The sequence below is a fragment of the Pelosinus sp. UFO1 genome, assembly GCF_000725345.1.
Taxonomy (GTDB): domain Bacteria; phylum Bacillota; class Negativicutes; order DSM-13327; family DSM-13327; genus Pelosinus.
Window position 1 is genome coordinate 2,606,127 of record NZ_CP008852.1, and the last position, 25,097, is coordinate 2,631,223.

Here is a 25,097-nt window from a genome sequence, read left to right on the forward strand (position 1 = left end):
ATTTATTACACTCCTACGTTTTTATAGAATCCACGGAAGTCTAGCGCACTTACGCCAACGTCATGCCGAATACGGTACTCCATACCGTCCACATCAAAACCAACACGCGATTCCATAACTGGGGTATCTACGCCGTTAAGATAATTGACCTCGATAGTATCTACTAGTCCAGGGTTAGCCGCTAAGTACCATCCTGTAGCATTTGTTAGCATAGCGTCAGAAACTAAAGTTAATTTATTGAAAAATGGATTCATTGTCTGGTTTGATTTAGTAGGATCAACACTTGAACCTATAAGTTGAGACCCTGTTACCATTAAATCAACTGGAACAATTAAAAACTCAGGATCAATGTTCAAATATTCTTTTTTACCAATGTTTTGTTGTTTACGCATCAAAGCAGCGGCTACACCTAAAGAAATTACCGACATTGCAGTACCAGTCCCTGTTAAATTTCCATGGTTAGCGTGGAACAGTGCTACATTGTCTAATGTTATAGCAGCATTATTGTTTAAAATATCATATACCATGCGATTAATCATGCGCTTAGCCGCCATGGAATACTTATTAGGTAAAGTAGATAATGCGCTCATATCATCATTGATGATAGCTTGGCGAGATAATGACCATTTACGACCATACGTGCCGAGTTGAACAGTGCTTTTACCTTCACTGACTTCAGCGTGTTTAAATTCACCCAGTTCTGTTAATGGCTTCAATTCGTCTGCTTCAGATAGGCGCAATCTGGTAGCTGTTTTAAAATCAGACAAGCTACCTTTACGTGTCCAAGTCTGAAATGTAGTTTGTGCAGCATTGTATGCCTGTGACATTGATTTATTGGCGATGTTAGCCAAGATATTAGGAAAATCAGAAGTTCCAGTGATTGCGTCGCGCACAAGCCCCATAGGATCATTGTACCCTGCACGTTTTCCTGTTTGACGTTCATAGCAATCACGAGCAAGGTCTAAAAGCTTCATACCTCGGAAATTTTCTGCTCCTGTTGCTGGTTTTTCATTAGTTAAGCCGCAACGCATAGCAAGTCCATCAGTAACGGCTGCTCGGAACTTATCGGCTTCGTCAGCGCCGACAGAGAAGTTAGGTCTTGCTGTTCTTTCTGCTTGTATTTTTTCAAGAATTGCAGACCGAACTTGATCGACTGTTTTACCTTCAGTGATATATGTTGACGGATCAACATCAAAATTACGACACATGGTCGTAATTTCAGTGGTACGTGTTCTTTCCTGCTCGATGGCGGCAGAGCGAATAGCATCCGCAGCCTCTTGTGCTTTTCTTGTTTTTTCTGCTTCAATAGCGGCCAATTGTTCTGGTGTCATATTAAAATCACTCCTCATTTCTTCTTCTGAATTACAATCGCAAGGAATATTACCGCATTTTTCGCAACTCACAGTAAGTTCCTTGCTTCTACCAACACCAACAGATGAATCTGCTGGAATAGTCACAATAGATATTTCAATAACCTTCCATTTACGGGCAACATAACAAGGTCCAGCAAAGCGCCCATCACTAGACATAGCATTAGCCTCTACATATTCCCAATCTTCTGGTTCAACACTATATCTGCAACTAACTGCTTTCAGAGTTCCACTAATTACTTTTTTAAAGTACTTATCACTTTCCTCATCATCGTCGAATCTAACTACTGCTTCTCCTCGATAATTAACAATAACAGCGGACTCAATTCCACCTATCGGTAAGTCCCAATTATGATTAAATAACAGTACACCAATGCTATTTAATTGAGTCAAATCGCAAGCACCTGGAGAGTGATCAAGTATCTCAATATCTCCCCATCTAACTACTTCCGTAGTCTCACTCGAAAAAGATAGAGGAACTGTTCTTTTTTCAATATCAATACCTGCTTTTTCGAATGTCATACTACGTTGCAACGGTTCCTTATTGCCCCATGCGGGGTTTTTATTCCTCTGCGCCATCTTGCGCACCAACTCCTTTCGTTGTTTGATTTGGCGGATCTTCGAATAGTGAAGGATCTAACGGCTGTTGATCTTGTATATAAATATCTAATTCCAGTCCTAATTCTTCAGCCATTGCTTTTTCAGTTGCAGCCTGTTCTAAAACCTCCTGCCAGTCCTTGCCTTGCGTCCCACAAACCTCTGCAAGCGTTGTAATACCGGCTTTTAATTCCTCTTTGCTTGCATTAACCTCTTTTAGCGGATCAATCCACGTCCATCCAGGTGTTACCCATACGCAATCAAAGTATCGTTCTTGATCACTAAAAAAGTCTGGGGCATTTATCAGACCCGCTAATACGCAAGCTGTAATAAATTCCTCCCAGACAGGCTGGCAAAAGTGTGTAATTAAAAAACGTTGTATCGGTATGAATGTTTTTCTATCTTCCAGCAGGTTTTGACGTGCTGCAGAAAAATTACCATCAATTTTACGGGTTACAACGTCAGCAGAAAGACCAACACCAGCAGCTGTCTTTCTTGATTGTATTTCTACGTATTCACGAGCAGTACCAGCATTGCGCTTTGGCTCAGCAAAGGTCATTTTTTGCCCTGGTCGCAAATATTGCACTATGCCTGGTGTGAGATTATCAAGCTTTTGACCTTTATCATTTGTCATTGTTCTGCCAGTAGTTTGTCCGTCATCCGTTTCCACGAAAGCAGCAAAGCAAGCCGCTACCCTTGCAGCAATCATTTCTGCATCAAGGTATTCATCAATGTTATGAATGCGTTGCATTACTCGCGCTAATTCTGATATTCCACGTACCTGCGTTGCTTGCTTCTTCTTCCACAAGTGGATCATGTTTTTAGCTTCAATACGATAAGGCTCATATGTTTGAAATCCTTGTGGATCTATATGATAAAACCAATATGCGACGGGTCGCAAGGTATCTTTAACCTCTACGCCCGATAATATGGCATTATCCATATATGAAAGATTCATACTGCCTACTCGATCTGGCTCCATCATTTGTAACTGAAACGGTATTTTTGCTTTTTCAGAAGTCTTATTAAAAAAAGCTTCGCCATCATAGCACCAGCGCCGAATCGCTAGTGACTGTAATTCATAGAAATCACTTTGCCCAGTTATATCGCAGTTTTGCGGTTTTGCCCATATTTTCCATAGTGTTTCAAGGGTTTTATTCGTTTTTACGTCCAGTTCTCCTGATTTTTTGCGGACTTTTGGCTGTGGTTTAATTCCTGTACCTACTACATTACGGTCTAATGCACTCGCAACACCTTCCGCAAGATCACTATTGCGTTCCAAATTCCTAGCCCTTTTACGAATAATATCACGTTGGTGGCGGTCTATTTGCTCGGCTGTGCCATCAACTGTTATCCAATCATTTCCGAGCCTATCAGTTCTTGCCGCATCATAGTTTCTAACCTCATTAATACCGGCCTTTGCCCATGCTCGTTTAAGAGCCCAACTTGGTGATACTAACTCAATTGCCTTTTCTATAAAACTCATGATCTATCCCACTGGCAGTATGTACGATTATCTCCTGACTGACTAGCTATGCGAGCTAGTAGATCTTTTTCCCTTGCATACAGTGCTGGTAGTTCTGATCGTCTAACAAGCCTGCCACTAGTACGATATTCGATAGCGGTTTCAGCATCTGCAATTGCTTTTTGTACATTATTAAGTTGTTCTTGTAATGTTATTGCCAATAGTTTCACCTCCTTTCACTGCTATTTAACTATTCATTACTTTCATCATTAATTTGTTGTGCATTATTAGCAAAATAATTACTTACCTTTTTATATTCCTCTCTCTTACCTATTAAACCAATTACTAGTATTAGAAAACCAGCCACCCGAATTTTGAGTAGCTGGTTTTTCTTCGTCAATATCATTTTCTTCATCTTTAATCGGTCGCAAGTATCTCACTCTGCACATTTCAGCAGCGGCAGCAGAATAAACTGCGCAGTCAAGCAAGTGATTAGCAGATCCACTAGTTATCTTTTGCCATTCCTCTGTTATTTCCCCTGTTCGTTTATCCTTCAACGTGACTTTCTGCTCACTAGTTAAGTGATCAACATATTCTTCAGGGCAATCTTTAAATATGCTCCAACTTCCATGGTCTGTAGGGTCTTTACGCATCCTACCAAATAACATATCTTTGAAAAAGTGTCCATCTACAATCCATAACTTTAGTCCACCATATCCATCTTTATCAATATTTGTTACGCTATATGGTGCTGTCAGACGTTTTGATGAACCTTTAACGGGCCTGCATACTTCAGGAAATCGTGAACAGAATTCATATACTTCATCAGTTCTAAAACCCGAGTCAATAGCTGCTAGATTAACGATGAACGGCTCACCATCTTCATTGCAATATTTCTGATCAATTATAACCTGTTCTAACTCAAACCAATTTTCTATCCTCCCATACTCTATTAGCTTACCCGTTACATATGGTCCCCAAGCTTTGATTTCATACCAAAAGTGATTTAATTGAATATCAACTCCTGCGGTTATGAGTTGAGTTCCATCGGGAACAATGCCACGTTCCCATTGATGTTGTTGTTTTAATAAATCAGCTGACTTATTTTCGCTAACTTCATCTTTCCATGGTTCACCTAACCAAGAATTTACAAAGTTCATAAATTTTTCAGGAAATGGCTTTGACTTAATAAATTCTGCTGCCACATCACCAAATGTCAACCACGGTGAATAGATACTATTAATATGAAAGCCGACCTTCCTTACCGTATTCACGGTGTATTGTCGGTTTTTCCATTTGCCTGCTTTAAGCATATTTAATTTATGATTATCATTTATAACTCCATTACACTGCTCACACTCGTACCAGGCTGTATCTTTAGCAGTTTTTGCTGTCGATCCTTTTGGCCATTTAATACCCTTTAATTTCAATGTCTGTTCATGTCCACAATGCGGACATGGAACGTGGTAATCCCGGATTACATCACAGTCAAGTAATTCCTGCCAAATAGCTCCTGTAATTAGTGTAGGCGTAGAACAATATAATATCTTTCGATTATTTTTATATGTTTTAGTACGTTCTTTGGCTAGTGGTATTGGACCAGCTTCGCGACCAGCAAACTGAGGAAATTTATCCGTCTCATCAAAAATAATATATCGGCATGGACGCGTTGCCAAATCAGCTGGACTATTAGATCCAATCAACGCTGCGTACATTCCTGGAAATTGCAATTCACATTTACTGGACTTATTTTTTATAAATTTCTCTTTCAATGCAGGTGATTTTTCCAGCATTGGTTGTATTCTGTTTTCACTGGTCCATTCTGCGAGATCGTCAATAGGGTATATGATAATTGTTGGGCTTGGGTCCTGGTCAACGATATACCCTAGCACATTCATAAGAGCCTCAGTACCGCCGATCTGTGAAGCTTTGCAGAATACTATCTCCTCGACTTCAGGCTCATTATACTGATCCATAATCTCCCTTAGATAAGGGGTACGTTCAGTTCTCCACGGCCCAGCTTCATTTGATGTTTTACCATCGAGAATTCTATATTTATCTGACCACTCGGATACTGTCAGTCGTTCTGGTGGTTTCCATGCTTGTTTCTCAATATCAGACCAGTTAGGTTTTACCCTTCCTTGGCGTGTACGCTCCGTCGCGGCTATAACTTTCGAGGAGGTAGTAGACTTCATCACGCAACACCCTTTCCACCTCTCTTATTGATTGATTTGCAATTTGTGGTGCTATTTTTTTTTCGAATTGCCTAAGACCTGATTTTAATTCTAATATCCTAGAAGCCCATTCCATTTGTACATCATCAATTTTTATTAAATCTCCTTGAATTTTATCAAGGGATATCTTTTCTTTTTCTGATTTTATTTCCCTGAAATCAGCATCAGCTTTTAATTTTCTTGCTTCATCACTAAGGACTTTCTGCTCCCCGTTGCCAGTCGTAGCCCCTTTTCCAAGCCATTCATTTAGTTTTTTTATGTCCCAGCTTCCGCGACCTTCTTTAGGTGCTCCTTTCTTAGCCCAACCTGACAAAGTTTCACGAGTAACACCAAAAAAAATACAAGTGTCTGAAGTGCTATGAACAAAAGTCCTGTCTGCTTTTTCCATATTATTTTTTTCAGTCTTTTTTACAACCATCGTTACCTCCGTTTGTCAGAATGTCAACCTAAAAAAACAATTTTTATGCGAGGAAATGGCGGGGTTTTCCGACCTTCGGTCGTTTTTCGCTTAGGGAGTACCTTTTATTCCATAAAATGTATAATATTATCTCCCGCACACTCACTTTTACCCATTTCCCGTGTCTTGTTAATGGTTATAAATACAGGATTTACATTGCTATGTTCCCTATGGTAAAGGTAATCGCCTGTGTATATTCCACCAGTTGCCATACGGTTCATAGCCAATCTAACAGCTTGTTTATATTCGGGACAATTATTACAAAGATTAACTCTGAAATTATATTGACACCTTTTACATACACCATTATCATGCTCAGCCATTAGTTACTCACCCACTTGTTTCCACGCTTATACCCCTTCGGCTCACTCTCTCGCATTAACTCCCGCGTTTCATCTTTGGGTTTCCTTCGCCCCATAGTACAAAAGCGTTCCGCAGTATGGTCAAGTTCAGGAGCTGTACACTCTTTGCTAGTATAGTATATACATTCTCTATCTCCACACCTTACAATCACACTACCACCTCTCTATTTTAATAGGTATAAATACAAGCCCATACGTCAGGATACAACTCGCTTAAATAGTTGCGGCAATGCCCTTTTATTTCTTCTGCATGTTGGCGATTTTCTCTGAGTTGATGGTGTTTATAGCATAGTGTACAACCCTTTTCCTTTATGTCTTCCTTGTATGATCCGCATGGTTCGTGATGAAATTTTTCTCCTAAAGGAACGCGACACTTGCAGCCTGGTACAATACAGGTGTAATTGTCGCGTTCATGAATTTCTTTATTTAATTTTGCTAACGGCTTTCCCGTGAGCCTTATTACCTCTCTCTTTTGCATTGCAGTATCATCCTAATATTTTAGTCATTTTGGGCATAAAGAAAGACCCATCCGTAAAGGATGAGTCTGTATGTCACGTTATGTAAACCTTTTAGAGTCCGTACCAATTGACTTGATTATCTCATATTTGTAAAGTTGTGTCTATACTTAGTTTTAAATTATTTATCGTCACAATATAAAAGAAAAACCGCCTTAATTTGCGGCTCTTAACTCTTTTTTATTAAAATACATAATGTCATTTTTAAACATCCTTGGAACCGATAAAGGAAATATATCGTGAAGTACTCCATAGCGATACCACGGGTTTGATTGTGTCCCATATGGTCCTTCCATTGCTTTAATTGTACCGGAACCATATTTTGTTGTAACTCTTTCGCCAATTTTCATTTCAACACTCCTTAATTATTCTTTGATTAAACCATTCTAGTTCTATGTAATTAATTTCTCCTGTTGCTACCTCTAATACCATATGGTTACAACAATCATCGAAGTATTTTAAGTCTTGACCTAAGTACTTGAATAAGCGTGGAGTTTTTGACAATTTGTGACTCATTAAAAATTCTTGATTTATTTTCATTACTTAACTCTCCTTTATAAATCATTAAAGCATTTTATAGCTTCATCATAATTTTTAGTGAATAGCAATGTCTTCCCAATACTTCTATTTATTTTTTCAACCGCATAATATCCACACTCATATTTATTTAAATAGTAATCGCCTTTACTCTGTAATGTTTCCATCTTTACCGCCTCCGTTATATTTTTGAATGCTGCGCCCCGAAGGGCGCAACAGCTTGCAATCTTTATAGGTGCGTATCCATGCCGGTTATACTTGTAAAAATAGTTTGCAATTGATCTTCATAGACCCCGTTAAATTCTTGAATGACTTCGTTTTTACCATCGGTCCATTCATACGTTTTTTTATTAACTCTACCAGCTGTAATTTTAAGAAACTTCATTGTATATGTGTCAGTTTCATCTAAAGTGATGAATAAGCGATTTGCTTTACTTTCATTCTTGACAAGTGTCATTCTTAGTGTATTGCCATCAGCCAAAAAGTTTTTACTGCCTGTCATTGCTATAAATTTATTTCCGCCCAATTGATTTAAAATTTCTCGCGTTATTTCCATCTTTACTGCCTCCGTTTATTTAACTTCTATGTTTAAATTATAATCTAAGATGTTTATATTGTCAATGCTTTTTAATCATCTATGTTTATTTATTTACAAAGATGATTAAATTTGTTACAATGAAAATAAAAAGGATGTTTATTATGCCAAAAACAGATAAGCTGCCAGATAATGAAGCTAGGGAAATTGAATTTGAAATAAAAAAACAAATTGCTGGTGCAGGTTCAAATGTATCTGATATTGTTAAACGGTTAAATGAAGAATACGGTACTTCAGATACGCCACAGGCTATAACTAGACAATTAAAACAAGGTACAATCCCTTTATGGAAAGTCTTCCGCATTGCAAATGTGTTGGGCTATGAAATTCAATGGATAAAAAAAGAAACGTCCACCAATTAAGGTAGACGTTTCTTTTTATCTACTTTCATATAATTTATTATTTAATTCTGATAGGGATTTTTTAGTGCTTTTAGGCTTTTTATTTCCGCTAGAGTTACTCCCTCCACCCAATACCCATGGCCCTACAGGCTTTACTTCTGTTTGTCTATGAGTTGGTGCCATCTCTTTCATTAATTTATAAATCTCATCATTTATTTTTCTGTCTGCATCTTCGTCGTTTGGGTAAACTTTAGTTTTGCACTTAGGACATACATGTATTCGCTCCTTGGTATGATAGATCATTAATATTCTACAATTTTGGCAAAACCATTGTTCACACTTCATATTCTCACATCACCCGCCCGTAATTCATTCTTGAAACATGTTTGCTCCCATGACGGCGAAGACTTCTTTATCTACTGTCTTTATGCAAAGATTTAAAAGCCTTATATACTCAGTGTTTTCTGTCTTTTCTCCTGTTTCATTCTTTCGGTCATGCTCGGCTATGCTTAATCTTTGTTCTAAATTCCCTTTTATCTTTTTAGCTGCATTGATCGTTATTTGTGAATTTTCTATGACCAATTCATCTGGTTTACGCTTGGCTTTTTGCACATCTTTTAATTTCGTTGTGCCTTTTTCTTTGTGGTCTTGATATACTGCCTTTTGATCTGCCACTGAAAGGGTTGCAAGCTCCGCAGCAGTAGAGAAATTTATATCACCTTTTTTAAATTCTTCTTTGTATTCTTCGGTTAAATTACTATCAATCCGTTCATATCTGCCTACTTGTGTTTTGGATATGTTTAACGTTTCGGCAAGCAATTCCTGAATGCGTCCTGGTAGATTATGTTCTTTTTTATATTCAGCGAATAATATTTTTAATTCTTTTAATTGCTCAGTCTTTTCCCAGTCTGATAGGACACGAGCTGTAGAGTTAGTATGTATTAATAAAATTCTTTCTTTAATGCTCTCAAAATTAGTTTTTAATGTTGCTGGTACAAATTCATATTTTTCCTTTCCCTCTTCTACTAGGGCTATACATGCAAGTCTCCGCCTATGCCCTGCTATAGCTTCATATTTTTTAGTACCCTCTATCGGTTTTAGAATGAGATTTTGCTGTACTCCGCCAAAGAGTTCAATACTATCTTTCAGGTCTAAAATATCGTTTACGTTATATCGATTGTTTGGATTTGGAACTATATCAAATACACTAACTTTTATAATTTCAAAAGGATCTGATTCGTTTTTTACATTTGGTTTAATATTTTCGTTGATTGGCTTGTCAAGTCCTAATAATTCTTTAATGCCCACTTTCTTTTCTTTCAACGTTTTCACTCCTTTGTATCCAAATTGGATACATTAACTTTTCAGATATTCTTCGGCTAGTTTCATATAGTCAACTGCCGCGGAACTTCTGCGCGAGTATTCGGCAATCGGTTCTTTAGAAAATGTGCTCTCTCTCATTTTCTTAGTATCTCGAATGTGTGTAGCAAAGACAGGGTAATTATCTTGATTTTTTAGTCCTTCCCGGTATTCCTCGCTCGTTTCATCTTTTACATACTTGGTCACTAGACAACCTCGAAAGAATAAAGAAGGGTTTGTTTCTCTTGCCGTTTGAATTAGGTCTGTAAGCTGATTTAGTCCCCAAAATCCATAGATGTCTATGTTTAATGGTACAATCACTTCGTCACTGGCGACCAATGCATTATCTGTACCAATGGTTAGATATGGCGAATTGTCAATAAAGCAAAAATCATATTCATTCTGTACTTGGCTTAATGCATTCTTTAAAATCATATTTTTCCCGATAATATTGTCGTCCTTGGTAATAATTTCAAATGCATCTTTTAATTCTTTATTGGCTGTAATGATATCAAGGTTTTCATATTCTGTATGATAAATTGCATTTCTAATATCTATTCGTTCGGTCAATACATTGGCAATAGTTACATTATGGTGCTGCATCTCAAGGAATTTTGTCGCGTTACCTTGTGGATCTAAATCTATTAAAAGCACCTTTTTATTAAAATATTGACTTAAAATATGACTTAGATTTACGGCTGTTGTTGTTTTACCTACGCCGCCTTTGTTGTTTACGATAGATGTTGTTTCCATGTGGGCCTCCTTATACACTTAATTGTTTTAGAAATTTTGACTCAGTATGTTCTTTACTCACTACTGTGAAGACGTGGACTTCATCGACTACTACACTTTCTCTTCCTGGAGTTCTTTTTACAGTTGGTGGGTAATCTATCATTTCAAGGTATTTTGTAGGAACGCCTATATAGTTTGAGTCGTCGGTAAATAGTTCAATGTTTCCAAAGGTCAAGTGTGTTCTGTTGATAGGTTTTGATTGTTCACATACGATACTGTGATACAGTGCATATATTTCATCCTCGCTTGCACCTGTGCAGACTCTCATTTCATCTTTACCTTTATACAGCCAAACATTTTTTTGCTTAGCTTCTAGTTTGCACTGGATTTTCCAAAATTGATCTTCGGTAACACTGAGCATAAACCAATGTGTTGCAATTAAATTCAGTTCATGAATTTGAAATAATCCGAATTGACCAATTGATAGGATATTCTTTGCTACTTTATTTACAAGGACTAGTTTTTCACCTTCCATCTTTTCAAACGTCTCCTTTGGTTACCTTTGCTAGAGGTGTTTTATCACGCCATTTTCCTTTCACGAGTTGGAATCTTCCAAACACTATCATTTTTGCTTCTGGTGCTTTATCTTCATCGGAGAATAAGTACCATTTCTTTTCTGGGTCAACTATTAAAATAAATTTAGTTAATCCTTTATTTGCTGCATATACCTTAGCTCCACTCTTAGCGGTTCCCTTTGAAGGATATGGATTACTTATCATGTATAGCCGCCTCCTTTTCTTTTGTCTTTAATTCACAGAAATACCTTAACGCACATCCAAGTGTATAGGTATTTTTTTCTTTACATGGGCTAGAACGATAGATTCCTTTGCATGGGATACTTTCTACAATTACCTTTAGTCCCTTTTCTGTGGCTTGTCCTAGCTTTGCCAGCTTCATAAGTTCCAGTGATCCCATGTTCTTTAATGATTTCTCGTTCATTTCCATTCCCCTGATTCTTCTAGATGAAATTTACCATCATCAGAACATGAATGACATTCCACTATGTCATTTTCCATAAGAACCCCAAAATCATTTCCTTCATGCCTCTTTCTGCATTTTTTGCAATATGCGATAATCATCCCGCTTCTACCTCCAACATGGCTAATAAGGATGCCTTACATATTGCCTCTGGTGCCGTTTTTGATTTATATCCACGCCAGCCATTCCCATTTTTTAAAACCCTAAAATGATAATAGTCTTTTGGAGTATCAATCATAATTATCAGTAATCCATCATCTTTAAGCTTTTTAACGATTTCCCATGCTGCTGCAATGTCTAGTGCGTAATCTTTACATGATTCGATATCCTGGCAACCTGTGTCATTATGGATTGAAATAATAGTTATATGATCATGCATGATATGCTTTGCTACTAATAGGCTTAACTCATGACCTTTAGCTGCTAATACCTGCTCTCTGGTAATGAATTGATCTATTTGCTCATAATCAGCTTTCATCGTTTACACCTCGCATTTTTTCTAAACGTATACTCAACCATATTACGCACATCTGCTGCTAAATTAACAGCATCATGGATCTCATTAGGTGATATTTTGGTTTCATTCATAAACTTTTCGAGGAAGTTTACAAGATTATAATATTGCGGGTCATTCCTGTAGCGTTGCCTTGCAATATATTCATGTTCTTTCATCTACTGCACACCCCTCCGCCAGCAATTCAGCATCTGGTCCCTCGCCATACAACTCCGCGCACCTCTTAGAGTCAGGATTATATAAAAACACACAACCATCACCACTAACACTGCAAGAATAACGTCCCTCTTCAGGATCAAATGTAGCGCATTTACAACTCATTTCTGTCCCTCCCCCAGTAATTCGGCTCGTTTTTGGCAAGCTTTAAATCCACAACATTGCCTACAAGCATTCCATTTTTCGTTGTAGTGTAGGTGGTGGCAAATACCATTGTTACATCCAACCACCAACCGCCCCAGCTCAGCGTAGATTTCTTGTTGCTCAATGAAGTCGGCAATTTCATCATATGTTTTATGAATATCCCTTACTTTCAACTTTGACCAATTACCGCGCATAATTTCTGCTGCTGTTTTAGCATCCATCACCGTTTCCTCCCAAAGTCAACTCTTCCACTCTCATCTGCTTTGGCTAACACTTTTAAGCAAGTCTTACATGTTACTTCTGACGAATTAGCTTCATATGTTTTATCATCTAACGTCCATACTTGATTACAAATACTAGCTAATTTCACGGAACTACCCAATCTAACCTTATAACCACAATGTAGTCTTTTCTTGCGTTCTATAATGTTTACTACTCCTATAAATGCCATCATTCTCCCTCCCCATGAAAGGCGGTATCACCCGCCCAATTCCAAAGCCTTTGCTGCCCTCTAGCTGGTATTGGGTCTATTGCTTGTATGTTGGCTAATATCCACGCATAACGACCTGGTGTATAATCACCAAATGCATATTCATTTCCCATTACCTTTACATCGTTTTCTAATATGGCAGCAACACGCTTCTGATCGCCTATTGTAAGCGATATTCTTCCAACTACTTTGAGGCAATCTACTAGGTTGGCTATTGCAATGACTGCACCATAATATTTACCTAGTATTGGGAACTGCAAGACATTTTTAAAAGTATCTGTAAAAGCAATATCTCTTTGCCACTGCCCCCAACCTTGTCCCGCATGAATCGCAATCTTACCCCGATACTTAGTTGACCATGATCTAGTCTCTATCTGCTTTGCACCGCAGGCAATTAGACTCGCCCACGGTTGCAGGATGGTTATTGCTTTCATGAATTTTCACCATCCTTGTTGATGAATTTTTCAATAAGCTTTTTCCCTATTTTTCTAAACTCTTGATACCCTGGATTACTAGGGTCATTATTCGGCCCTAAAAATTCTTTAGGAGGCTTATTAAGAGCATTTTTATACATATTGAATGAGTTATCAGCTTTAAGCTTACGAATAAATTCTTGAGGCGGTTTTTCATTTAACAACGCCTCGCGTAATGCTCTATGGTCTGTATTGAACATAGATTCATAACACAACATTGCCCAATAGCATTCCTCATAGCTTGGCATTTTGCCGTCTTTCGCTGATTCAATGATCTCGCTTAACGTTCTCATGTTATCCGGCCCTTTAACTGTACACCTTATCGTTATTTCACAATCTTTTGCCATGTTATCCCGCCCTCCCCAATATAACCTCTTTCCTACCATCCTCATGCAGGCCAACCATGTGCCTTGTAATCCTCAAACTTACAGAGCAATTATTTATCATTTTCCAAAATTCGCGGTAACAAGTCTTCATTTATCAGTTTTAAGAATTCTCGGTAGCAAAATAGGTACTGCAAAGGTTCAGGGACCTTTAAGTCTTTAGGCCATTCAGCCATAAGCATTTTCAATCTTTTTTCGGCTTCTAATCCCAGCCTTGCATGATTCATTAATTCATCCGTTAATTGTTTTTGTTCTGGTGTGGTATGTTCTCTACCGAAAGGCCATACAGCTACCATACATTCACCTTTTTCAATCTTTTCAATTACATCTGTTTCCATTAGTAACCCTCCCTTACGCTCTAATGTATATAACCCCTACTTTTTTACCGTTCTATGTTTAACTTGCAACTGTGAAATAGTAATTGCAGTACGTTCCGATAAGTGCGTTTCACCTTTTTCAAATTCGGCTAAATAGCTTGTTACCGCTTCGACATCATCAAACCTATATTTAAATTCCGTAGCACCAAATATATAGTCATCTTTACCGCAGTGGAAAAACCCTTGTCGCATGGCGTTGTGTTGCCCTGCAGTACGAGGTTTCTTTTCGATAACTGAATAATATGTATCCCCGAAGTTCTTTTGCACCATTACAGCGTAATTTTCTGATACACCTTTTATCTCCATGGGCTTTTTCCAGTCGCTAACTTTTACTAAATCACCTACTTGCAAACTATCTAAAATAGCCTTAGTTACCTCTGTATAAGAAACATATCCTTTCATGTTCATTCTCCTTTTTTTCTTTTTACAATTATGTTTATCTAATATACGGTAATGTTCTCCGCAAACATCACATTTGAAGCAACATATTACAGGCGATCTCCCCATTTCACTCACGCCCCTGTCTGGCCTTATAGGATTTTGCATGGATCTTTATAACCACGCCCATTATTTTTACTAATCTCTCTTAGATCATGCCCTGAAGAATTTTCTATGTGCTCACTAACTTTTGGCTTGTCCTCAACATAGTAACGATTTGTTAATAATGTTGCCCCTGTTGTATTACATGGATCAACTACCTTACCCGCCCCTCGATCCGCGTAAACAATACTTTGACAATCACGGCAGCGGGCTTTTGGTCTACTAGGATTCATATTGCAAAAATACTCGGCTCCACATTTACACTCTACGCGGTACCTTTCTTGTTCTGTTGTATATTCATATACTGGCTGCGGTCTAATCCAGTCTAGTTCCGGTAGTCCAGTTACATGTATAGCGACAACATTCTGCATATCAATTGTTATTAATTCGTCATTTACATGCTGAGAGCAAATGCTACGTGTTAAACGATTGGGACGTTTAATTTCTTCCATGAGGCATTCAACCATTCGCGCTGGCAGACACATTGAAGGCTTTTCCCCAGTGTTGAGTAGAATTTCAATTGACATGTAATCGCCTGTTTCCTCTTCGCTATCACATTCAAGGCTATCGTTTATTTGTTCAATGGTTAATTCTTCCACTTGCTGAATAAGGTTTCTATTCCTTTCATATAGGGCTTTATAATCATTTTCCATTATGTTAATTTGCTGCTTGGCTTCTCTCAGTTCTACACATTCACAATCATCTTGTATTTTTGCTAGGGTTTCCCCGGTGTCGTTAGATGTAACGGCAGATACAATTCCTAGACTGGCAATCTCGTTTTCTTCTGGCATGGCATAACTGTACTGGCATTTGTTTTTTGCCTCAGGATCAAACGGAAATACTTCATATTTATTTAAAACCCTACGTGCCGGGCACTCTTCGTAATCCGCCCTGGTGCAAGTTTTGCAGGTTGTCTCTATCACAAAGGAGTACCAGTCCTGAAAGTCTTCTACATTCATCGGTAACGTAGTTTGTAGTTCCAATATTTCTTTGTGAGCTTTCTTGGCCTCAGGTGTAGGCAGAAACATTGGATGCAATTTAGCTACTGAAGCAGTTAATTTTTCGTCGGCTTCTTTATCTAATGCACTACGGCGGTAAGCAATGGCTTTATTTATTCTCGTTTTACCGTGCCGTAGTTCGGATAAAAACGCTTTATCCGTGCTTTCGAGTCCTGCATAGATATCGATTGCATCTTTAAGAACGTCGCTCATGCATATGGTCCGTATGAATTGCGCTTTTTCACTGCTTGATAAATAATTGTTCATTTCTCCACCCCATTAATTTATTTTTTATGCCCTCGTTGCATGAGATGTTGGGCTTTCTTTATGCTCCTCTGCCGTGAGGGCTTAGCTAAAAAGGGATTTCATCGTCTGGAAGTACTTCGTACCCAAAATTATCCATTGGACTTTTTTTATCAGATGCAGTAGTACCGTTACTTGATGCAGCTGTATGGGTTGATGGATTCTTGGTATCTAAAAATTCTATGTTTTGGGCAACTACATCAGCAGCACGTCGTTTAATTCCGTCTTTTTCATAATCACGGATTTGTAAACGCCCTTCCACTAGTACACGACGACCTTTTGTAAGGTTGTTTCCACAAACCTCGGCCAACTTGTCCCATACTACAACAGGAATAAAATCAGCGCGTTTATTTTCACCATACCCTGTATCTACCGCCACACTAAAAGAAGCTACTGCTTTTCCCGTTTGGGTGTATCTGACTTCTGGATCGCGGGTTAGTCGCCCGACTATGATTACTTTGTTCAAGTTTTTCGCCTCCTTTTTTCTTTGGCTTACAAAATTTACAATCAGTATAGTAAGGGGTTTCGCTTGGTCTTTTGCAAATCTCGCAATGTGATGATAATGTACGCCATGTTACACCGCATTCCTGACATTCCATATTTACCATTGGACTTATATAACCAACTACCCGCCCCTTGCCGTTGCATTTTAGGCAATAGTCTCTTGTAGTAGGTCCTGGTATGCATTTCATTTTTATCCCCCTCTGAAAGTTATTTGATCGTCTTCTGGTATTTTTATCATGCGGTAATGTCGGTATGGATAATTATTTTCGGTAAATCCGCGATTGACAAAGGCTATATAGTACCCTTTGATTGGTTTTGGATCTTCTCGCCAACTACTGGCATGTACTGTCTTTATTTCCGGCACTGGATGGATTAGGTTTTTACTACTTGTCCACCGCAGTCCATGAACTTTTTCATCGGCATTTGATGCATTGAAAGTGTTGTTACTTTCTTTGATAAAATAATTTGCTAGGCGTTCATGATCTTCTGGTTCGCCTGCAAACATCTGAATTTTTGTGAATCCTAATTGCCAATACTTTTTAATGTGCTTTATGCCTAACCCGATATTGTTTATTAGGATGTGGTGATGTATACGGCCTTTCTTATGTTCTGTTACCGCTATATATTTAAGTACGGCTCCTGCTTTCTTCCATTGGGTACGCAATTTATCAAGAAATTTATTAAGAAACTTTTTTGCCTCTTTTGGTTTTGGTTCTTCCATTTCTTTACCATAAGTGCAAGTAAGATAAAGATCATCTTCATGGAAGTTGGCACTCATTAGGTAATAGAGTTTTTCGTATGCCCTTCTTTCATTGCTTTTGGCTTGTGGTCCTGATGTAGGATTTTGGTTTTCTCTTCTTGGCCTTTTAGCGGAGCTATTTCTAATGGTGTGGTAATCGATGTTGTCAATTATCTTTCCAGCTTGTATCCTTTTCCTTTTATACGACATGTAATTTCTCCCATTTCCAACTATTTTTCCTATTGAGGTATATTTATTTACGAATGGAATATACTACTCATATAAGGTGTATAGTTTTGTCCTAAGATTAATTAGTTTTATCAAGTTTATTACGGCTTCGAGAGCCGTTTTTTATTGAGTTTTTGTCGTATGTAGAGTATAATTAAAGCAAGTTGATTTTATATCTACATACGATCTTTTTAGGAAACGCTTACAACTATTTGCCGTAGTTGTAAGCGTTTTTTATTTATAAACTAGTCCCCAGTCTTTTCCATCTGGTCAATTAACATTGTTTTAATTTCTATTGCTTTTGTACTCTGCCATTGGGATATAAGCTGCCTTCCCCACGTTAGGTACTTGCCGAATGTCACTGCTACATACACTACGATTAAGGTCAGCACTATATCCATTATTGCGCCCCCTAATTTCGCTTAGCAAACGTTCACATTCATCCTTATCAACTCTTACACTGACAGGCCCTGACTTACTTTCGTATTCCAATTGTTTTTGAGCTAACCACTCACCGTAAGGTACTTTTTCAACATATGATACTGTGACAATGTCAGTTGAGGTACCAGGTTTTAGTGCGTCCATTAATACGCTCATTATTTACTTACCACTTCACGCATACGGTTAATAAGATCTGGCGACACGATAGCTTGTTCTGACTCTAAAAACTCCCGAATCAATGCCCTTGGTGAATCTACTGCTGGCTCATACTTACGTAATATAATCCGGTCACTATCAACGTAAATTTCTAAAGCATCTTTTTCAGCAATATCTAAGGTCCTTCTAAGTTCAATTGGAATTACAACCCTGCCTAGCTCGTCCACTTTACGAACAATACCTGTTGATTTCATCATATTTCCCCTTCACTATTTAATTAGAAATATTTATTCCTCTTTTTTGCAATTCTTCCGTCCAAATTTCTTTCATCTCGTCCGAACAATGAGCCATTGCATCAACCCATGTAGCACCACGCCCATTTTCCATTTGAAACTTCATTTGATAATACAAACTTTGTGGGTTATGAGGAAATAACGGGTCATGATCCACTGCACACTCTTGGCATACCTCAGCTCTTGGCGGCAACAACATCATAGATGACATTTGGATCTCCTCAATTTCAATGTTCTTTCCTCTACGCTTCCCTTTTGTAATTTTCATGGTTCAATCACCTTTCTAACGGTAATTCCGCTTTTTCTACTAATTACGCTTATGTATTGGATTTTTACATTTGGCTTTGGGTCCCAGCCTGGACGATTAACGTTATTCCTGCATTTCTTGCACCTGCGTATAGCATTGATAAAACCTTCTAAGGCTCCTTCTTGCCACACACAAGTAATACATGATGCTCCTTGATTCTGGTATAAGCTCATTTGTTTTTACCCCGGTTATATCCGTTATCAAAACCAGTATCATATCCTGTTTTATAACCTCTTTTTTCTATCTGAGTTATCGCGTAAAATAGGGTTACAAATACACCTGAAATAAAGGAAACGGTTACTATCGTCGCTACATACAATGTATGTTCCAACCTAATGTCCTCCCATTGACTGCTCACATACGGTGTGATACAATCCAATTAACTGATTTCTTAAGGGCCACTCTGCAAAGTGGTCTTTTTTTATGCCCCAAAAGCTAAACACGCACCAATTAAAAAACATGCAACTGCTCCAAATTGTAATAACATATCCCACAAAATACTCCATTGACTCGGCTTTGTTTGTTTGCTAACTCTGTGGATCTGCCTATATTCACCGATACTAACGACGTTGCGCGGTTGTAACACTTCGATCACCTCCCTGTGCGAAATAATCTCCATTACCTAGCGTCTTGGTCACGCGGTTTAAGGCATAAGTTAATTCAAGCTAACCTTTTTATAATTGGCGATTATGCCCTAGTCTTTTTCTGCTTTCAATATCACTTTTAAAACTTTTACCATGTATTACGCTATTAACTGCAAGTTTCATATCCAGTCTCCATCTAGTAATTTTCTTTACTGCAACACCACAACAAACGGCAATTTCATCATCCGTATGACCTTCTTTATGCAGTTTTTTACGTTTTGCGTCTTCTAGGTCTTTGATAAAACGTTTTTTAAACTCTTCGAGTGTCATGCCGTTTATTAATCTACGTGCTGGTCTTAAATCTTTATTCATAATGCATACCTCATTGCCAACCTTCTAACTAGGTTAGTTTTCTTTGATGCTTGCTTACGTTTTGGAATTAGTTTGCAACACAGACGATCATCCCTGCAAGTTGGCTCCATCTTCTTCCCTCCTGGTAGTACAGCCCATATTCGCGGTTCAAATCTTGATATTGGTTTACCGCATCTAGCGCAAAACATTTTTTCACCTCCTATGTATAATTTCATATGCATATGCATACTCTATACTGGGGGAATATTTAAATTTTTCGCAGTTATGAATAAAAAAAATTATCTACACAAAACATTTGATATAACCCGCCCTATATGTTGTTTAAACGACTCAGGAGGATCATTATATAAAATACCTGCTATTCTGTATTGAAACTTTACTTCTTGCTTAGTTTTAAAATTTTTATTTCTTGATTTTACTTCCACTACAGGCATAGCTTACGCTCCTTCCGCTCTTTTAAATTCTATTTCTAGTTTTAAAACTTTACATGCCATAGCCGTTGAATCAGCGTTCCATCGCTTATTACCATTTAACAAGTTGTAAGTATATGTAGCCGAAAAGCCTATTTGCTTGGCAAAGTCAGGAATACTAATCTTTTGATCTTTTAGTTGTTCAACTACAACTTCAGAAAACTTATCCACGTTTACAACTCCCTTTTCTTATGTTTTAACCTTATGGTTGAATTGTATCCCAATGGGTTACTATTAACAATCATCATTTTAAGCCATAAGGATAGTATTTGAGAGTATTTGCAAGCATTATCTCCCTATAGCTTAAAAATACGCAGTTTTTTATTGTTTTTTAACCTATAGGGATATTGATTTTATTATCCTTATGGGATAAGATATAATCAAATAACGAAATGTTAGGGTGATTTTTTACAAATGGAAAACAATATAAGAAAAATTAGATTGTCCCAAACAGATAAAAATTTAAGGTCTGGCAATAAGATAGCTGCTTTGCTTGGTATTACGCCTCAGTATTACTACAATTTAGAGACTGGAAGAGACGGTAAACGGCTAAATATTGATCATATTACCAAGCTGGCGAAGATATTTAATGTTTCTACTGACGAGTTATTAGCAGATAGTATCGTAATTGATAATTTTGAAAACGTAGATGATAAACTAATGAAACTTGTCCTTAATGAAGAAAATGCACCTTACATTGTATTAAGTGCAAAAGCTAGAGAAAAAGGGCTTTCTCCTGAAACCCTTGAAAAGTTAATAGATTTATGGGCATCAAAGTAAAAGAGGCACAGCAATTAAGCTGTACCTCTTATTTTTTATAATTATGTATATATTATTTTATAGGAATGCTTTTAAATTTATTTTCATACAACGGGTCAACAGCATATGTACCATTCGGCAATCTTAACCATGGTATTTCACCGTTAAAGTCAATAAGTTTATATTCTTCTTTATCTATTGTTTCATTTGCCATAATTAATGCGCCTCTCTTGTTATTTTGTATCGAACATATGTTCTATTTGTATTTAATTATACCATGAAAATAATATAAAATCTTAAAAACAATTAATACAGTTTATCTTATAATTCGACAATATAAAATAGACCACCATTATTAAGGTGGTCTATAAAGCGAGTTCTTTGTATTTTTGTTTTTCATTTTACATCATCCTCACTCAAACAAGTCTTCAGGATTGCAATTAAACGCCTTACAAAATCCTTGCACTTGTTTTTTATTAATAGATGTTTTTACACCTGTTGCAATATCACCAATTGCCGTCTTAGAGACACCTGACAACTCAGCAAGTCCCCTTATGGTAAGTCCGTTTTGAATGCGAAGGGACTCTATTCTGAGTTTTTTCTTGAAAGTAAACCGCCTCCACTGGTATAAAGTCAATGTCTTATTATAACAGTTTTTGTCGGTTTTTGTAATTCCCGCTTATCGTTTTGTAATATTCGTTTATTGGCATATAATTGCCTTTTGGGACAAAGTGGCAAATTCCTGCTTGACATACGATTTTCTTTTAAAAATTTGCTTAAGCTAGATGAAGCTTAAGTCAGCTTACAACTATTACCTGTAATGATATTATTATTACGAGGTGAATACATGGGAGAATTAAAACATAGAGGGCATTTTAGTACTACTGTACCAATTTGGCAAATTGATTCAATTAGAAAATTATCTACTGAAACAAAGATACCAATATCACGATTGACAGAGGAAGCTTTTGATTATTTATTAACGAAGTATGGCATAGTTGAGAAAAAGAACCTACCAGGTTAATTGGCAGGTTCTTTTTTGTTTACATTTTATCCTAATAGATTATAATTAATAATGAGGGGAGTGTTTATTATTAATGTTATATATGCTCGGGTATCGACAGAAGAACAAAAGACAGGTTATTCTATTGATGCCCAACTAAAATCAGCTAAAGACCGTTATGCATCAATGGGAATAACAGATGTAGTAAATTTTGTTGATGACGGTTATTCTGGCGAATTTATTGAACGTCCAGCATTGGACAGGCTACGCCAAAGCATCAGGGATAAAACCGTGAGTAGGATAATGTTTTATGATCCTGACCGCATGAGTCGTAATTTAACAGTGCAGCTTATACTTGCCGATGAAATTGAAAAAGCAGGAATTGAATTGCTATTTGTGACTGGAGATTACGACGCTTCTCCAGAAGGACGTTTATTCTTTAGTATGAAAGGAGCAATTTCAGCATACGAAAAAGCTAAAATTAGAGAACGTACTATGAGCGGTAAAAGAGCAAAAGCAAGAAAAGGTAAACTTACTTTTAATGATCGTGCTTTGGGTTACGATTATGATTACACTATTTGCAACTATATTATAAATGAGGAAGAAGCTAAAACAGTTAAGCTAATTTATGATATTTACTTAAGTGAGAACTTAGGAACAATATCACTTGCAATAAAATTAAAAGCAATGGGAATAAAATCTAAAAAAGGTAAAGATTTTTCTGGAGGGACTGTGTACCGAATTTTAAAAAATGAGATGTATGCAGGAACAAAGCAAGCTTTTAAAATCTATGAGAAAAAAATTAGCCAATATAAGACTCAGAAAATAGCACGTGATCCTTCTGAATGGATACCAATCGAAGTCCCTGCAATCGTCACTCGTGATCAATGGGAACGCGTTCAAGAAAGATTAATAGAAAATAAGTTGTTAGCAGCACGTAAGGTTAAACACGACTATTTATTGCGCGGAAAGATTATTTGTGGACATTGTGGATACGCCATGATTGGCATTACTAGCAACAAAAAAAATAACACCTACCATTACTACTCTTGTTCATCAAAAAACGTCTATAAGCGTCCTTGCGACTCTAGGCTCCTAAGGTCAGATGAGTACGACGAGTTAGTATGGGACGAATTAGTTTATATTGCAGAAAACAATATAGAAATTACAGATAAAAAGACTGAAATTGTAGATAATGAAAAAATTAAAAAACATATCGATACATTAAGGCAAAGACAGTCCGCTTTAACAAAATGGGTAACGGATGGAACTATTGAAATAGAAGCTGCAGATCAGCAGTTACAAACTATAAAAAAGGAAATAGACATATCTCAATCTATGCTTAAAGAAAAGCAACCAAAGAAAACAACTTTTAACCCTGCTGCGATCTTGGAAGCTATAACCTTTGAGCAAAAAAGAAAAGCAATCTTGGATAGTGGTCTTAAATTCATATTAAAGAAAGGAGATATTGTTATTGATTATTAACCCATCCGCATCATTTCTTTTTTCATCTTTTTTAAGATTCGTTTCTCTAGTCTAGATATGTAAGACTGTGATATCCCTAGCATATCTGCTACCTCTTTTTGGGTACGCTCTAGCCCATCATCATGTAGTCCAAATCTTAATTCCATAATACGCCGTTCTCGACCACATAGTTTATTCATCGCAGCATGTAATAAAGTTTTATCGACTTCCTCCTCTACAGATTTATAAATAATATCGTTTTCAGTACCCAATACATCGGATAATAGTAGTTCATTTCCATCCCAATCAATATTTAGAGGTTCATCAAATGATACTTCTGCTCTTGTTTTACTATTGCGTCTAAGATACATCAATATTTCATTTTCAATACACCTTGAAGCATAGGTAGCTAATTTTATGCGTTTGACAGGATCGAATGTATTGACAGCTTTAATTAGGCCAATGGTACCGATGCTGACTAAATCTTCAATGCCAACACCTGTATTTTCGAACTTACGAGCAATGTAAACGACTAAGCGTAGATTCCTCTCGATAAAAATACTTTTTACTCCTAATTCACCTTTTTGCAAACGATTTAATAGAAATACTTCTTCATCATTACTTAAAGGGGGAGGCAGAACTTCTGTACTACCAACGTAAAAAACCTCATCCGTTTCTAATATTCCAAGCCACTGTAATATACCAATCATTTTAAGTTTAATTACTATTTTAACTATAGACCATGTCATGCGCATACACTTGCCCCCTCTTTTTTGTATAGTTCATTTATTATCTGAGGATGCAGCAACCCAGCATATCTCCCATCCCCAGACAAAGCACCATTATAAATAGCAATAATCACATCATGAACTTCTATTAATTCTGACTTGCTCGCCACTAATAAACAGTCTGCTTTAAAAGCCAACAACATGCTACGACTACCAATTGCGTGGTAGGGAATAATTTGAGTGCGGTCCAGCCACCTTATATCGGTGCATTGGGTTAGATTCGTTAGCCAAAGATCAGGACTATTTTCTCGTAGATAAGTTACCACTCCCTCACTTAAAATTGGCTCCAAGGCACCTTGGTTAACAATGACTACAGGTTTGCGACCTACTGGTGTATATAATCCATTACCTGTATCGAGCATTGCAGTAATGTCAACCTTTTTGCCGTTATATTCAATTGTTGTCTGATATAAGTTTTGGCAATGTTTCTTACCAAGCAGCATGCTTCGCACAATGCTAACAATTAAGAAAATACCCAGGCACCCTCCAAATAGTAAATTTTCCCAAGAGAGTTTCATAAGCACTGTTGTGAAGGTGTCCATATGATGATTAGTGTGCCAAAAATATAGCCATCCAACGATTGCTCCTCCTAAAATAAAGGATACAATATAAAAAGATCCTAAAAGTAAAAGTAATTTACGTCTAGATTGATAACCAAAAGATATCAGAACTAACAATAGGGACATTGCTATCTTAACGAACGCTGTATTTAAGATATCAGCGTTCGCTAACATACTAAATAAGACATAGCAACTTCCAATTGCGGCTGCTAACAGAATACGCCATATTTTGTATGTAATTCCTGCTGTCCAAGCCGTCAACAACAGTATCGAACTATTCATCATTATATTGATAATAAAAAGCACATCCGCATATATATACACATTTATTACCATCCCATCAATTTGTTGGTAATACTCTTTTTATAATAATCTATTGTCCCAAAGCA

At 37.2% G+C, this 25,097-nt stretch carries 46 protein-coding genes and 1 pseudogene; 4 read left to right on the forward strand and 43 right to left on the reverse strand.

Annotated elements, in window-relative coordinates:
- Nucleotides 1–5: 5 nt before the first annotated feature.
- From UFO1_RS12305 to UFO1_RS12355, 11 genes are all read right to left on the reverse strand, one after another.
- Complete coding sequence (locus UFO1_RS12305) at nt 6–1,949, reverse strand: prohead protease/major capsid protein fusion protein (RefSeq protein ID WP_038671164.1); 1,944 nt, start codon at nt 1,947–1,949, stop codon at nt 6–8.
- Nucleotides 1,933–3,453 (reverse strand): phage portal protein, encoded by a 1,521-nt coding sequence (locus UFO1_RS12310; protein WP_038671166.1) that lies wholly within the window; start codon nt 3,451–3,453, stop codon nt 1,933–1,935. The genes UFO1_RS12305 and UFO1_RS12310 overlap by 17 nt, the downstream gene beginning before the upstream one ends.
- The gene (locus tag UFO1_RS12315; RefSeq protein ID WP_038671168.1) at nt 3,450–3,653 is read right to left on the reverse strand and encodes a hypothetical protein; all 204 of its coding nucleotides are present in this window, start codon (nt 3,651–3,653) and stop codon (nt 3,450–3,452) included. Before UFO1_RS12315 ends, UFO1_RS12310 begins: the two co-directional genes overlap by 4 nt.
- Nucleotides 3,654–3,758: 105 nt before the next feature.
- Nucleotides 3,759–5,627, reverse strand: a complete 1,869-nt coding sequence (locus UFO1_RS12320) for a terminase gpA endonuclease subunit (protein WP_051788925.1) — start codon at nt 5,625–5,627, stop codon at nt 3,759–3,761.
- Nucleotides 5,557–6,084 carry a hypothetical protein gene (locus tag UFO1_RS12325; protein WP_038671170.1) on the reverse strand — a complete coding sequence of 176 codons (528 nt, stop codon included), beginning with the start codon at nt 6,082–6,084 and terminating at the stop codon, nt 5,557–5,559. Before UFO1_RS12325 ends, UFO1_RS12320 begins: the two co-directional genes overlap by 71 nt.
- 104 nt (nt 6,085–6,188) lie before the next feature.
- Entirely contained in the window at nt 6,189–6,446 is a 258-nt protein-coding gene (locus UFO1_RS12330; RefSeq protein WP_038671172.1) for a hypothetical protein, read from the reverse strand.
- Nucleotides 6,447–6,654: 208 nt separating this feature from the next.
- Nucleotides 6,655–6,963, reverse strand: a complete 309-nt coding sequence (locus tag UFO1_RS12340; RefSeq protein WP_038671176.1) for a hypothetical protein — start codon at nt 6,961–6,963, stop codon at nt 6,655–6,657.
- 192 nt (nt 6,964–7,155) lie between these two features.
- Nucleotides 7,156–7,350 (reverse strand): hypothetical protein, encoded by a 195-nt coding sequence (locus UFO1_RS12345; protein ID WP_038671178.1) that lies wholly within the window; start codon nt 7,348–7,350, stop codon nt 7,156–7,158.
- A 1-nt stretch (nt 7,351) separates the two neighbouring features.
- On the reverse strand, nt 7,352–7,540 hold the full coding sequence (locus UFO1_RS12350) for a hypothetical protein (protein ID WP_038671180.1): 189 nt from the start codon (nt 7,538–7,540) through the stop codon (nt 7,352–7,354).
- Nucleotides 7,541–7,554: 14 nt separating this feature from the next.
- The gene (locus UFO1_RS25235) at nt 7,555–7,704 is read right to left on the reverse strand and encodes a hypothetical protein (protein ID WP_158442813.1); all 150 of its coding nucleotides are present in this window, start codon (nt 7,702–7,704) and stop codon (nt 7,555–7,557) included.
- 62 nt (nt 7,705–7,766) lie between these two features.
- Nucleotides 7,767–8,093 (reverse strand): hypothetical protein, encoded by a 327-nt coding sequence (locus tag UFO1_RS12355; RefSeq protein WP_038671182.1) that lies wholly within the window; start codon nt 8,091–8,093, stop codon nt 7,767–7,769.
- A gap of 143 nt (nt 8,094–8,236) precedes the next feature.
- On the opposite strand from UFO1_RS12355, the gene UFO1_RS12360 reads away from it, so the two are divergent.
- Nucleotides 8,237–8,494, forward strand: a complete 258-nt coding sequence (locus tag UFO1_RS12360) for a hypothetical protein (protein WP_051788926.1) — start codon at nt 8,237–8,239, stop codon at nt 8,492–8,494.
- A 15-nt stretch (nt 8,495–8,509) separates the two neighbouring features.
- Here UFO1_RS12360 and UFO1_RS12365 read toward each other — a convergent pair whose 3' ends face one another.
- The 28 genes and pseudogenes from UFO1_RS12365 to UFO1_RS12480 form a co-directional block, all read right to left on the reverse strand.
- Nucleotides 8,510–8,818: a hypothetical protein gene (locus tag UFO1_RS12365; protein ID WP_038671184.1), complete on the reverse strand. Its 309-nt coding sequence runs from the start codon at nt 8,816–8,818 to the stop codon at nt 8,510–8,512.
- Between the two features lie 24 nt (nt 8,819–8,842).
- Nucleotides 8,843–9,796: a ParB/RepB/Spo0J family partition protein gene (locus UFO1_RS12370; RefSeq protein WP_051788927.1), complete on the reverse strand. Its 954-nt coding sequence runs from the start codon at nt 9,794–9,796 to the stop codon at nt 8,843–8,845.
- Between the two features lie 33 nt (nt 9,797–9,829).
- Nucleotides 9,830–10,585 carry a ParA family protein gene (locus tag UFO1_RS12375; protein WP_038671186.1) on the reverse strand — a complete coding sequence of 252 codons (756 nt, stop codon included), beginning with the start codon at nt 10,583–10,585 and terminating at the stop codon, nt 9,830–9,832.
- Between the two features lie 10 nt (nt 10,586–10,595).
- On the reverse strand, nt 10,596–11,099 hold the full coding sequence (locus UFO1_RS12380) for a hypothetical protein (RefSeq protein ID WP_038671188.1): 504 nt from the start codon (nt 11,097–11,099) through the stop codon (nt 10,596–10,598).
- A 4-nt stretch (nt 11,100–11,103) separates the two neighbouring features.
- The gene (locus UFO1_RS12385) at nt 11,104–11,343 is read right to left on the reverse strand and encodes a hypothetical protein (RefSeq protein WP_038671190.1); all 240 of its coding nucleotides are present in this window, start codon (nt 11,341–11,343) and stop codon (nt 11,104–11,106) included.
- Nucleotides 11,333–11,563, reverse strand: a complete 231-nt coding sequence (locus UFO1_RS12390; RefSeq protein ID WP_038671192.1) for a hypothetical protein — start codon at nt 11,561–11,563, stop codon at nt 11,333–11,335. Before UFO1_RS12390 ends, UFO1_RS12385 begins: the two co-directional genes overlap by 11 nt.
- Complete coding sequence (locus tag UFO1_RS25240) at nt 11,560–11,703, reverse strand: hypothetical protein (RefSeq protein ID WP_158442815.1); 144 nt, start codon at nt 11,701–11,703, stop codon at nt 11,560–11,562. Before UFO1_RS25240 ends, UFO1_RS12390 begins: the two co-directional genes overlap by 4 nt.
- Complete coding sequence (locus UFO1_RS12395; protein WP_038671194.1) at nt 11,700–12,080, reverse strand: hypothetical protein; 381 nt, start codon at nt 12,078–12,080, stop codon at nt 11,700–11,702. Before UFO1_RS12395 ends, UFO1_RS25240 begins: the two co-directional genes overlap by 4 nt.
- Nucleotides 12,077–12,274: a hypothetical protein gene (locus UFO1_RS12400; RefSeq protein ID WP_038671196.1), complete on the reverse strand. Its 198-nt coding sequence runs from the start codon at nt 12,272–12,274 to the stop codon at nt 12,077–12,079. Before UFO1_RS12400 ends, UFO1_RS12395 begins: the two co-directional genes overlap by 4 nt.
- Entirely contained in the window at nt 12,261–12,437 is a 177-nt protein-coding gene (locus tag UFO1_RS25450; RefSeq protein ID WP_173406220.1) for a hypothetical protein, read from the reverse strand. Before UFO1_RS25450 ends, UFO1_RS12400 begins: the two co-directional genes overlap by 14 nt.
- Entirely contained in the window at nt 12,434–12,697 is a 264-nt protein-coding gene (locus tag UFO1_RS12405) for a hypothetical protein (protein WP_038671198.1), read from the reverse strand. Before UFO1_RS12405 ends, UFO1_RS25450 begins: the two co-directional genes overlap by 4 nt.
- Nucleotides 12,697–12,930 carry a hypothetical protein gene (locus tag UFO1_RS12410; protein WP_144390884.1) on the reverse strand — a complete coding sequence of 78 codons (234 nt, stop codon included), beginning with the start codon at nt 12,928–12,930 and terminating at the stop codon, nt 12,697–12,699. Before UFO1_RS12410 ends, UFO1_RS12405 begins: the two co-directional genes overlap by 1 nt.
- Complete coding sequence (locus UFO1_RS12415) at nt 12,927–13,400, reverse strand: ASCH domain-containing protein (RefSeq protein ID WP_038671202.1); 474 nt, start codon at nt 13,398–13,400, stop codon at nt 12,927–12,929. The genes UFO1_RS12410 and UFO1_RS12415 overlap by 4 nt, the downstream gene beginning before the upstream one ends.
- Nucleotides 13,397–13,786 carry a hypothetical protein gene (locus tag UFO1_RS25565; RefSeq protein WP_038671204.1) on the reverse strand — a complete coding sequence of 130 codons (390 nt, stop codon included), beginning with the start codon at nt 13,784–13,786 and terminating at the stop codon, nt 13,397–13,399. Before UFO1_RS25565 ends, UFO1_RS12415 begins: the two co-directional genes overlap by 4 nt.
- Nucleotides 13,787–13,875: 89 nt before the next feature.
- The gene (locus tag UFO1_RS12425) at nt 13,876–14,160 is read right to left on the reverse strand and encodes a hypothetical protein (RefSeq protein WP_038671206.1); all 285 of its coding nucleotides are present in this window, start codon (nt 14,158–14,160) and stop codon (nt 13,876–13,878) included.
- A 36-nt stretch (nt 14,161–14,196) separates the two neighbouring features.
- Complete coding sequence (locus UFO1_RS12430) at nt 14,197–14,601, reverse strand: hypothetical protein (protein ID WP_038671208.1); 405 nt, start codon at nt 14,599–14,601, stop codon at nt 14,197–14,199.
- A gap of 128 nt (nt 14,602–14,729) precedes the next feature.
- Complete coding sequence (locus UFO1_RS24090; protein WP_051788928.1) at nt 14,730–16,004, reverse strand: DUF5651 domain-containing protein; 1,275 nt, start codon at nt 16,002–16,004, stop codon at nt 14,730–14,732.
- 85 nt (nt 16,005–16,089) lie between these two features.
- On the reverse strand, nt 16,090–16,506 hold the full coding sequence (locus UFO1_RS12440) for a single-stranded DNA-binding protein (protein ID WP_038671210.1): 417 nt from the start codon (nt 16,504–16,506) through the stop codon (nt 16,090–16,092).
- Nucleotides 16,507–16,734: 228 nt separating this feature from the next.
- Nucleotides 16,735–17,493: a hypothetical protein gene (locus UFO1_RS12445; RefSeq protein ID WP_038671212.1), complete on the reverse strand. Its 759-nt coding sequence runs from the start codon at nt 17,491–17,493 to the stop codon at nt 16,735–16,737.
- 303 nt (nt 17,494–17,796) lie between these two features.
- A complete protein-coding gene (locus UFO1_RS12450) occupies nt 17,797–18,108 on the reverse strand; it encodes a hypothetical protein (protein ID WP_038671214.1) in 312 nt (103 codons plus the stop codon).
- 104 nt (nt 18,109–18,212) lie between these two features.
- Nucleotides 18,213–18,362: pseudogene (locus UFO1_RS25765) on the reverse strand (AbrB/MazE/SpoVT family DNA-binding domain-containing protein); the annotation flags it as partial.
- A 19-nt stretch (nt 18,363–18,381) separates the two neighbouring features.
- Nucleotides 18,382–18,669, reverse strand: a complete 288-nt coding sequence (locus UFO1_RS12460; protein ID WP_201771018.1) for a hypothetical protein — start codon at nt 18,667–18,669, stop codon at nt 18,382–18,384.
- A 208-nt stretch (nt 18,670–18,877) separates the two neighbouring features.
- The gene (locus UFO1_RS25245; RefSeq protein ID WP_158442817.1) at nt 18,878–19,039 is read right to left on the reverse strand and encodes a hypothetical protein; all 162 of its coding nucleotides are present in this window, start codon (nt 19,037–19,039) and stop codon (nt 18,878–18,880) included.
- 90 nt (nt 19,040–19,129) lie between these two features.
- Nucleotides 19,130–19,294, reverse strand: a complete 165-nt coding sequence (locus UFO1_RS25250) for a hypothetical protein (RefSeq protein WP_158442819.1) — start codon at nt 19,292–19,294, stop codon at nt 19,130–19,132.
- Between the two features lie 88 nt (nt 19,295–19,382).
- Nucleotides 19,383–19,664, reverse strand: coding sequence for a hypothetical protein (locus UFO1_RS12470; RefSeq protein WP_038671220.1), 282 nt, complete (start codon nt 19,662–19,664; stop codon nt 19,383–19,385).
- On the reverse strand, nt 19,661–19,852 hold the full coding sequence (locus tag UFO1_RS12475; protein WP_038671222.1) for a hypothetical protein: 192 nt from the start codon (nt 19,850–19,852) through the stop codon (nt 19,661–19,663). Before UFO1_RS12475 ends, UFO1_RS12470 begins: the two co-directional genes overlap by 4 nt.
- Before the next feature lie 90 nt (nt 19,853–19,942).
- On the reverse strand, nt 19,943–20,098 hold the full coding sequence (locus UFO1_RS25255; RefSeq protein WP_158442821.1) for a hypothetical protein: 156 nt from the start codon (nt 20,096–20,098) through the stop codon (nt 19,943–19,945).
- Nucleotides 20,099–20,101: 3 nt separating this feature from the next.
- Entirely contained in the window at nt 20,102–20,305 is a 204-nt protein-coding gene (locus tag UFO1_RS12480) for a helix-turn-helix domain-containing protein (protein WP_038671224.1), read from the reverse strand.
- A gap of 243 nt (nt 20,306–20,548) precedes the next feature.
- Here UFO1_RS12480 and UFO1_RS12485 point away from each other — a divergent pair, with 243 nt between their 5' ends.
- The gene (locus UFO1_RS12485) at nt 20,549–20,914 is read left to right on the forward strand and encodes a helix-turn-helix domain-containing protein (RefSeq protein ID WP_038671225.1); all 366 of its coding nucleotides are present in this window, start codon (nt 20,549–20,551) and stop codon (nt 20,912–20,914) included.
- A gap of 52 nt (nt 20,915–20,966) precedes the next feature.
- Here UFO1_RS12485 and UFO1_RS25260 read toward each other — a convergent pair whose 3' ends face one another.
- Both UFO1_RS25260 and UFO1_RS25995 read right to left on the reverse strand, forming a co-directional pair.
- Entirely contained in the window at nt 20,967–21,107 is a 141-nt protein-coding gene (locus UFO1_RS25260) for a hypothetical protein (protein ID WP_158442822.1), read from the reverse strand.
- 198 nt (nt 21,108–21,305) lie between these two features.
- The gene (locus UFO1_RS25995) at nt 21,306–21,530 is read right to left on the reverse strand and encodes a helix-turn-helix domain-containing protein (RefSeq protein ID WP_071842015.1); all 225 of its coding nucleotides are present in this window, start codon (nt 21,528–21,530) and stop codon (nt 21,306–21,308) included.
- Nucleotides 21,531–21,740: 210 nt separating this feature from the next.
- Between UFO1_RS25995 and UFO1_RS24790 the strand changes: the two genes are divergently transcribed.
- Both UFO1_RS24790 and UFO1_RS12490 read left to right on the forward strand, forming a co-directional pair.
- Entirely contained in the window at nt 21,741–21,917 is a 177-nt protein-coding gene (locus UFO1_RS24790; protein ID WP_158442824.1) for a ribbon-helix-helix domain-containing protein, read from the forward strand.
- A 60-nt stretch (nt 21,918–21,977) separates the two neighbouring features.
- Nucleotides 21,978–23,381, forward strand: a complete 1,404-nt coding sequence (locus UFO1_RS12490) for a recombinase family protein (RefSeq protein ID WP_158442826.1) — start codon at nt 21,978–21,980, stop codon at nt 23,379–23,381.
- Here the strand turns inward: UFO1_RS12490 and sigE are convergent.
- Both sigE and spoIIGA read right to left on the reverse strand, forming a co-directional pair.
- Entirely contained in the window at nt 23,378–24,115 is a 738-nt protein-coding gene (gene sigE, locus UFO1_RS12495; RefSeq protein WP_038671227.1) for an RNA polymerase sporulation sigma factor SigE, read from the reverse strand. The two genes, UFO1_RS12490 and sigE, sit on opposite strands and share 4 nt — an antisense overlap.
- The gene (gene spoIIGA / locus UFO1_RS12500) at nt 24,106–25,032 is read right to left on the reverse strand and encodes a sigma-E processing peptidase SpoIIGA (protein WP_038671229.1); all 927 of its coding nucleotides are present in this window, start codon (nt 25,030–25,032) and stop codon (nt 24,106–24,108) included. Before spoIIGA ends, sigE begins: the two co-directional genes overlap by 10 nt.
- Between the last annotated feature and the right edge of the window lie 65 nt (nt 25,033–25,097).

Excerpts from the sequence above, each read along its gene's own strand:
- UFO1_RS12305 (WP_038671164.1), bottom strand. The coding sequence starts at position 1,949 with ATGGCGCAGAGGAATAAAAACCCCGCATGGGGCAATAAGGAACCGTTG.
- UFO1_RS12310 (WP_038671166.1), bottom strand. The coding sequence starts at position 3,453 with ATGAGTTTTATAGAAAAGGCAATTGAGTTAGTATCACCAAGTTGGGCT.
- UFO1_RS12320 (WP_051788925.1), bottom strand. The coding sequence starts at position 5,627 with ATGAAGTCTACTACCTCCTCGAAAGTTATAGCCGCGACGGAGCGTACA.
- UFO1_RS12325 (WP_038671170.1), bottom strand. The coding sequence starts at position 6,084 with ATGGTTGTAAAAAAGACTGAAAAAAATAATATGGAAAAAGCAGACAGG.
- UFO1_RS12330 (WP_038671172.1), bottom strand. The coding sequence starts at position 6,446 with ATGGCTGAGCATGATAATGGTGTATGTAAAAGGTGTCAATATAATTTC.
- UFO1_RS12340 (WP_038671176.1), bottom strand. The coding sequence starts at position 6,963 with ATGCAAAAGAGAGAGGTAATAAGGCTCACGGGAAAGCCGTTAGCAAAA.
- UFO1_RS12345 (WP_038671178.1), bottom strand. The coding sequence starts at position 7,350 with ATGAAAATTGGCGAAAGAGTTACAACAAAATATGGTTCCGGTACAATT.
- UFO1_RS12350 (WP_038671180.1), bottom strand. The coding sequence starts at position 7,540 with ATGAAAATAAATCAAGAATTTTTAATGAGTCACAAATTGTCAAAAACT.
- UFO1_RS25235 (WP_158442813.1), bottom strand. The coding sequence starts at position 7,704 with ATGGAAACATTACAGAGTAAAGGCGATTACTATTTAAATAAATATGAG.
- UFO1_RS12355 (WP_038671182.1), bottom strand. The coding sequence starts at position 8,093 with ATGGAAATAACGCGAGAAATTTTAAATCAATTGGGCGGAAATAAATTT.
- UFO1_RS12360 (WP_051788926.1), top strand. The coding sequence starts at position 8,237 with ATGCCAAAAACAGATAAGCTGCCAGATAATGAAGCTAGGGAAATTGAA.
- UFO1_RS12365 (WP_038671184.1), bottom strand. The coding sequence starts at position 8,818 with ATGAAGTGTGAACAATGGTTTTGCCAAAATTGTAGAATATTAATGATC.
- UFO1_RS12375 (WP_038671186.1), bottom strand. The coding sequence starts at position 10,585 with ATGGAAACAACATCTATCGTAAACAACAAAGGCGGCGTAGGTAAAACA.
- UFO1_RS12380 (WP_038671188.1), bottom strand. The coding sequence starts at position 11,099 with ATGGAAGGTGAAAAACTAGTCCTTGTAAATAAAGTAGCAAAGAATATC.
- UFO1_RS12385 (WP_038671190.1), bottom strand. The coding sequence starts at position 11,343 with ATGATAAGTAATCCATATCCTTCAAAGGGAACCGCTAAGAGTGGAGCT.
- UFO1_RS12390 (WP_038671192.1), bottom strand. The coding sequence starts at position 11,563 with ATGAACGAGAAATCATTAAAGAACATGGGATCACTGGAACTTATGAAG.
- UFO1_RS25240 (WP_158442815.1), bottom strand. The coding sequence starts at position 11,703 with ATGATTATCGCATATTGCAAAAAATGCAGAAAGAGGCATGAAGGAAAT.
- UFO1_RS12395 (WP_038671194.1), bottom strand. The coding sequence starts at position 12,080 with ATGAAAGCTGATTATGAGCAAATAGATCAATTCATTACCAGAGAGCAG.
- UFO1_RS12400 (WP_038671196.1), bottom strand. The coding sequence starts at position 12,274 with ATGAAAGAACATGAATATATTGCAAGGCAACGCTACAGGAATGACCCG.
- UFO1_RS25450 (WP_173406220.1), bottom strand. The coding sequence starts at position 12,437 with ATGAGTTGTAAATGCGCTACATTTGATCCTGAAGAGGGACGTTATTCT.
- UFO1_RS12405 (WP_038671198.1), bottom strand. The coding sequence starts at position 12,697 with ATGGATGCTAAAACAGCAGCAGAAATTATGCGCGGTAATTGGTCAAAG.
- UFO1_RS12410 (WP_144390884.1), bottom strand. The coding sequence starts at position 12,930 with ATGATGGCATTTATAGGAGTAGTAAACATTATAGAACGCAAGAAAAGA.
- UFO1_RS12415 (WP_038671202.1), bottom strand. The coding sequence starts at position 13,400 with ATGAAAGCAATAACCATCCTGCAACCGTGGGCGAGTCTAATTGCCTGC.
- UFO1_RS25565 (WP_038671204.1), bottom strand. The coding sequence starts at position 13,786 with ATGGCAAAAGATTGTGAAATAACGATAAGGTGTACAGTTAAAGGGCCG.
- UFO1_RS12425 (WP_038671206.1), bottom strand. The coding sequence starts at position 14,160 with ATGGAAACAGATGTAATTGAAAAGATTGAAAAAGGTGAATGTATGGTA.
- UFO1_RS12430 (WP_038671208.1), bottom strand. The coding sequence starts at position 14,601 with ATGAAAGGATATGTTTCTTATACAGAGGTAACTAAGGCTATTTTAGAT.
- UFO1_RS24090 (WP_051788928.1), bottom strand. The coding sequence starts at position 16,004 with ATGAACAATTATTTATCAAGCAGTGAAAAAGCGCAATTCATACGGACC.
- UFO1_RS12445 (WP_038671212.1), bottom strand. The coding sequence starts at position 17,493 with ATGTCGTATAAAAGGAAAAGGATACAAGCTGGAAAGATAATTGACAAC.
- UFO1_RS12450 (WP_038671214.1), bottom strand. The coding sequence starts at position 18,108 with ATGAGCGTATTAATGGACGCACTAAAACCTGGTACCTCAACTGACATT.
- UFO1_RS12460 (WP_201771018.1), bottom strand. The coding sequence starts at position 18,669 with ATGAAAATTACAAAAGGGAAGCGTAGAGGAAAGAACATTGAAATTGAG.
- UFO1_RS12470 (WP_038671220.1), bottom strand. The coding sequence starts at position 19,664 with ATGAATAAAGATTTAAGACCAGCACGTAGATTAATAAACGGCATGACA.
- UFO1_RS12475 (WP_038671222.1), bottom strand. The coding sequence starts at position 19,852 with ATGTTTTGCGCTAGATGCGGTAAACCAATATCAAGATTTGAACCGCGA.
- UFO1_RS25255 (WP_158442821.1), bottom strand. The coding sequence starts at position 20,098 with ATGCCTGTAGTGGAAGTAAAATCAAGAAATAAAAATTTTAAAACTAAG.
- UFO1_RS12485 (WP_038671225.1), top strand. The coding sequence starts at position 20,549 with ATGGAAAACAATATAAGAAAAATTAGATTGTCCCAAACAGATAAAAAT.
- UFO1_RS25260 (WP_158442822.1), bottom strand. The coding sequence starts at position 21,107 with ATGGCAAATGAAACAATAGATAAAGAAGAATATAAACTTATTGACTTT.
- UFO1_RS24790 (WP_158442824.1), top strand. The coding sequence starts at position 21,741 with ATGGGAGAATTAAAACATAGAGGGCATTTTAGTACTACTGTACCAATT.
- sigE (WP_038671227.1), bottom strand. The coding sequence starts at position 24,115 with ATGCGCATGACATGGTCTATAGTTAAAATAGTAATTAAACTTAAAATG.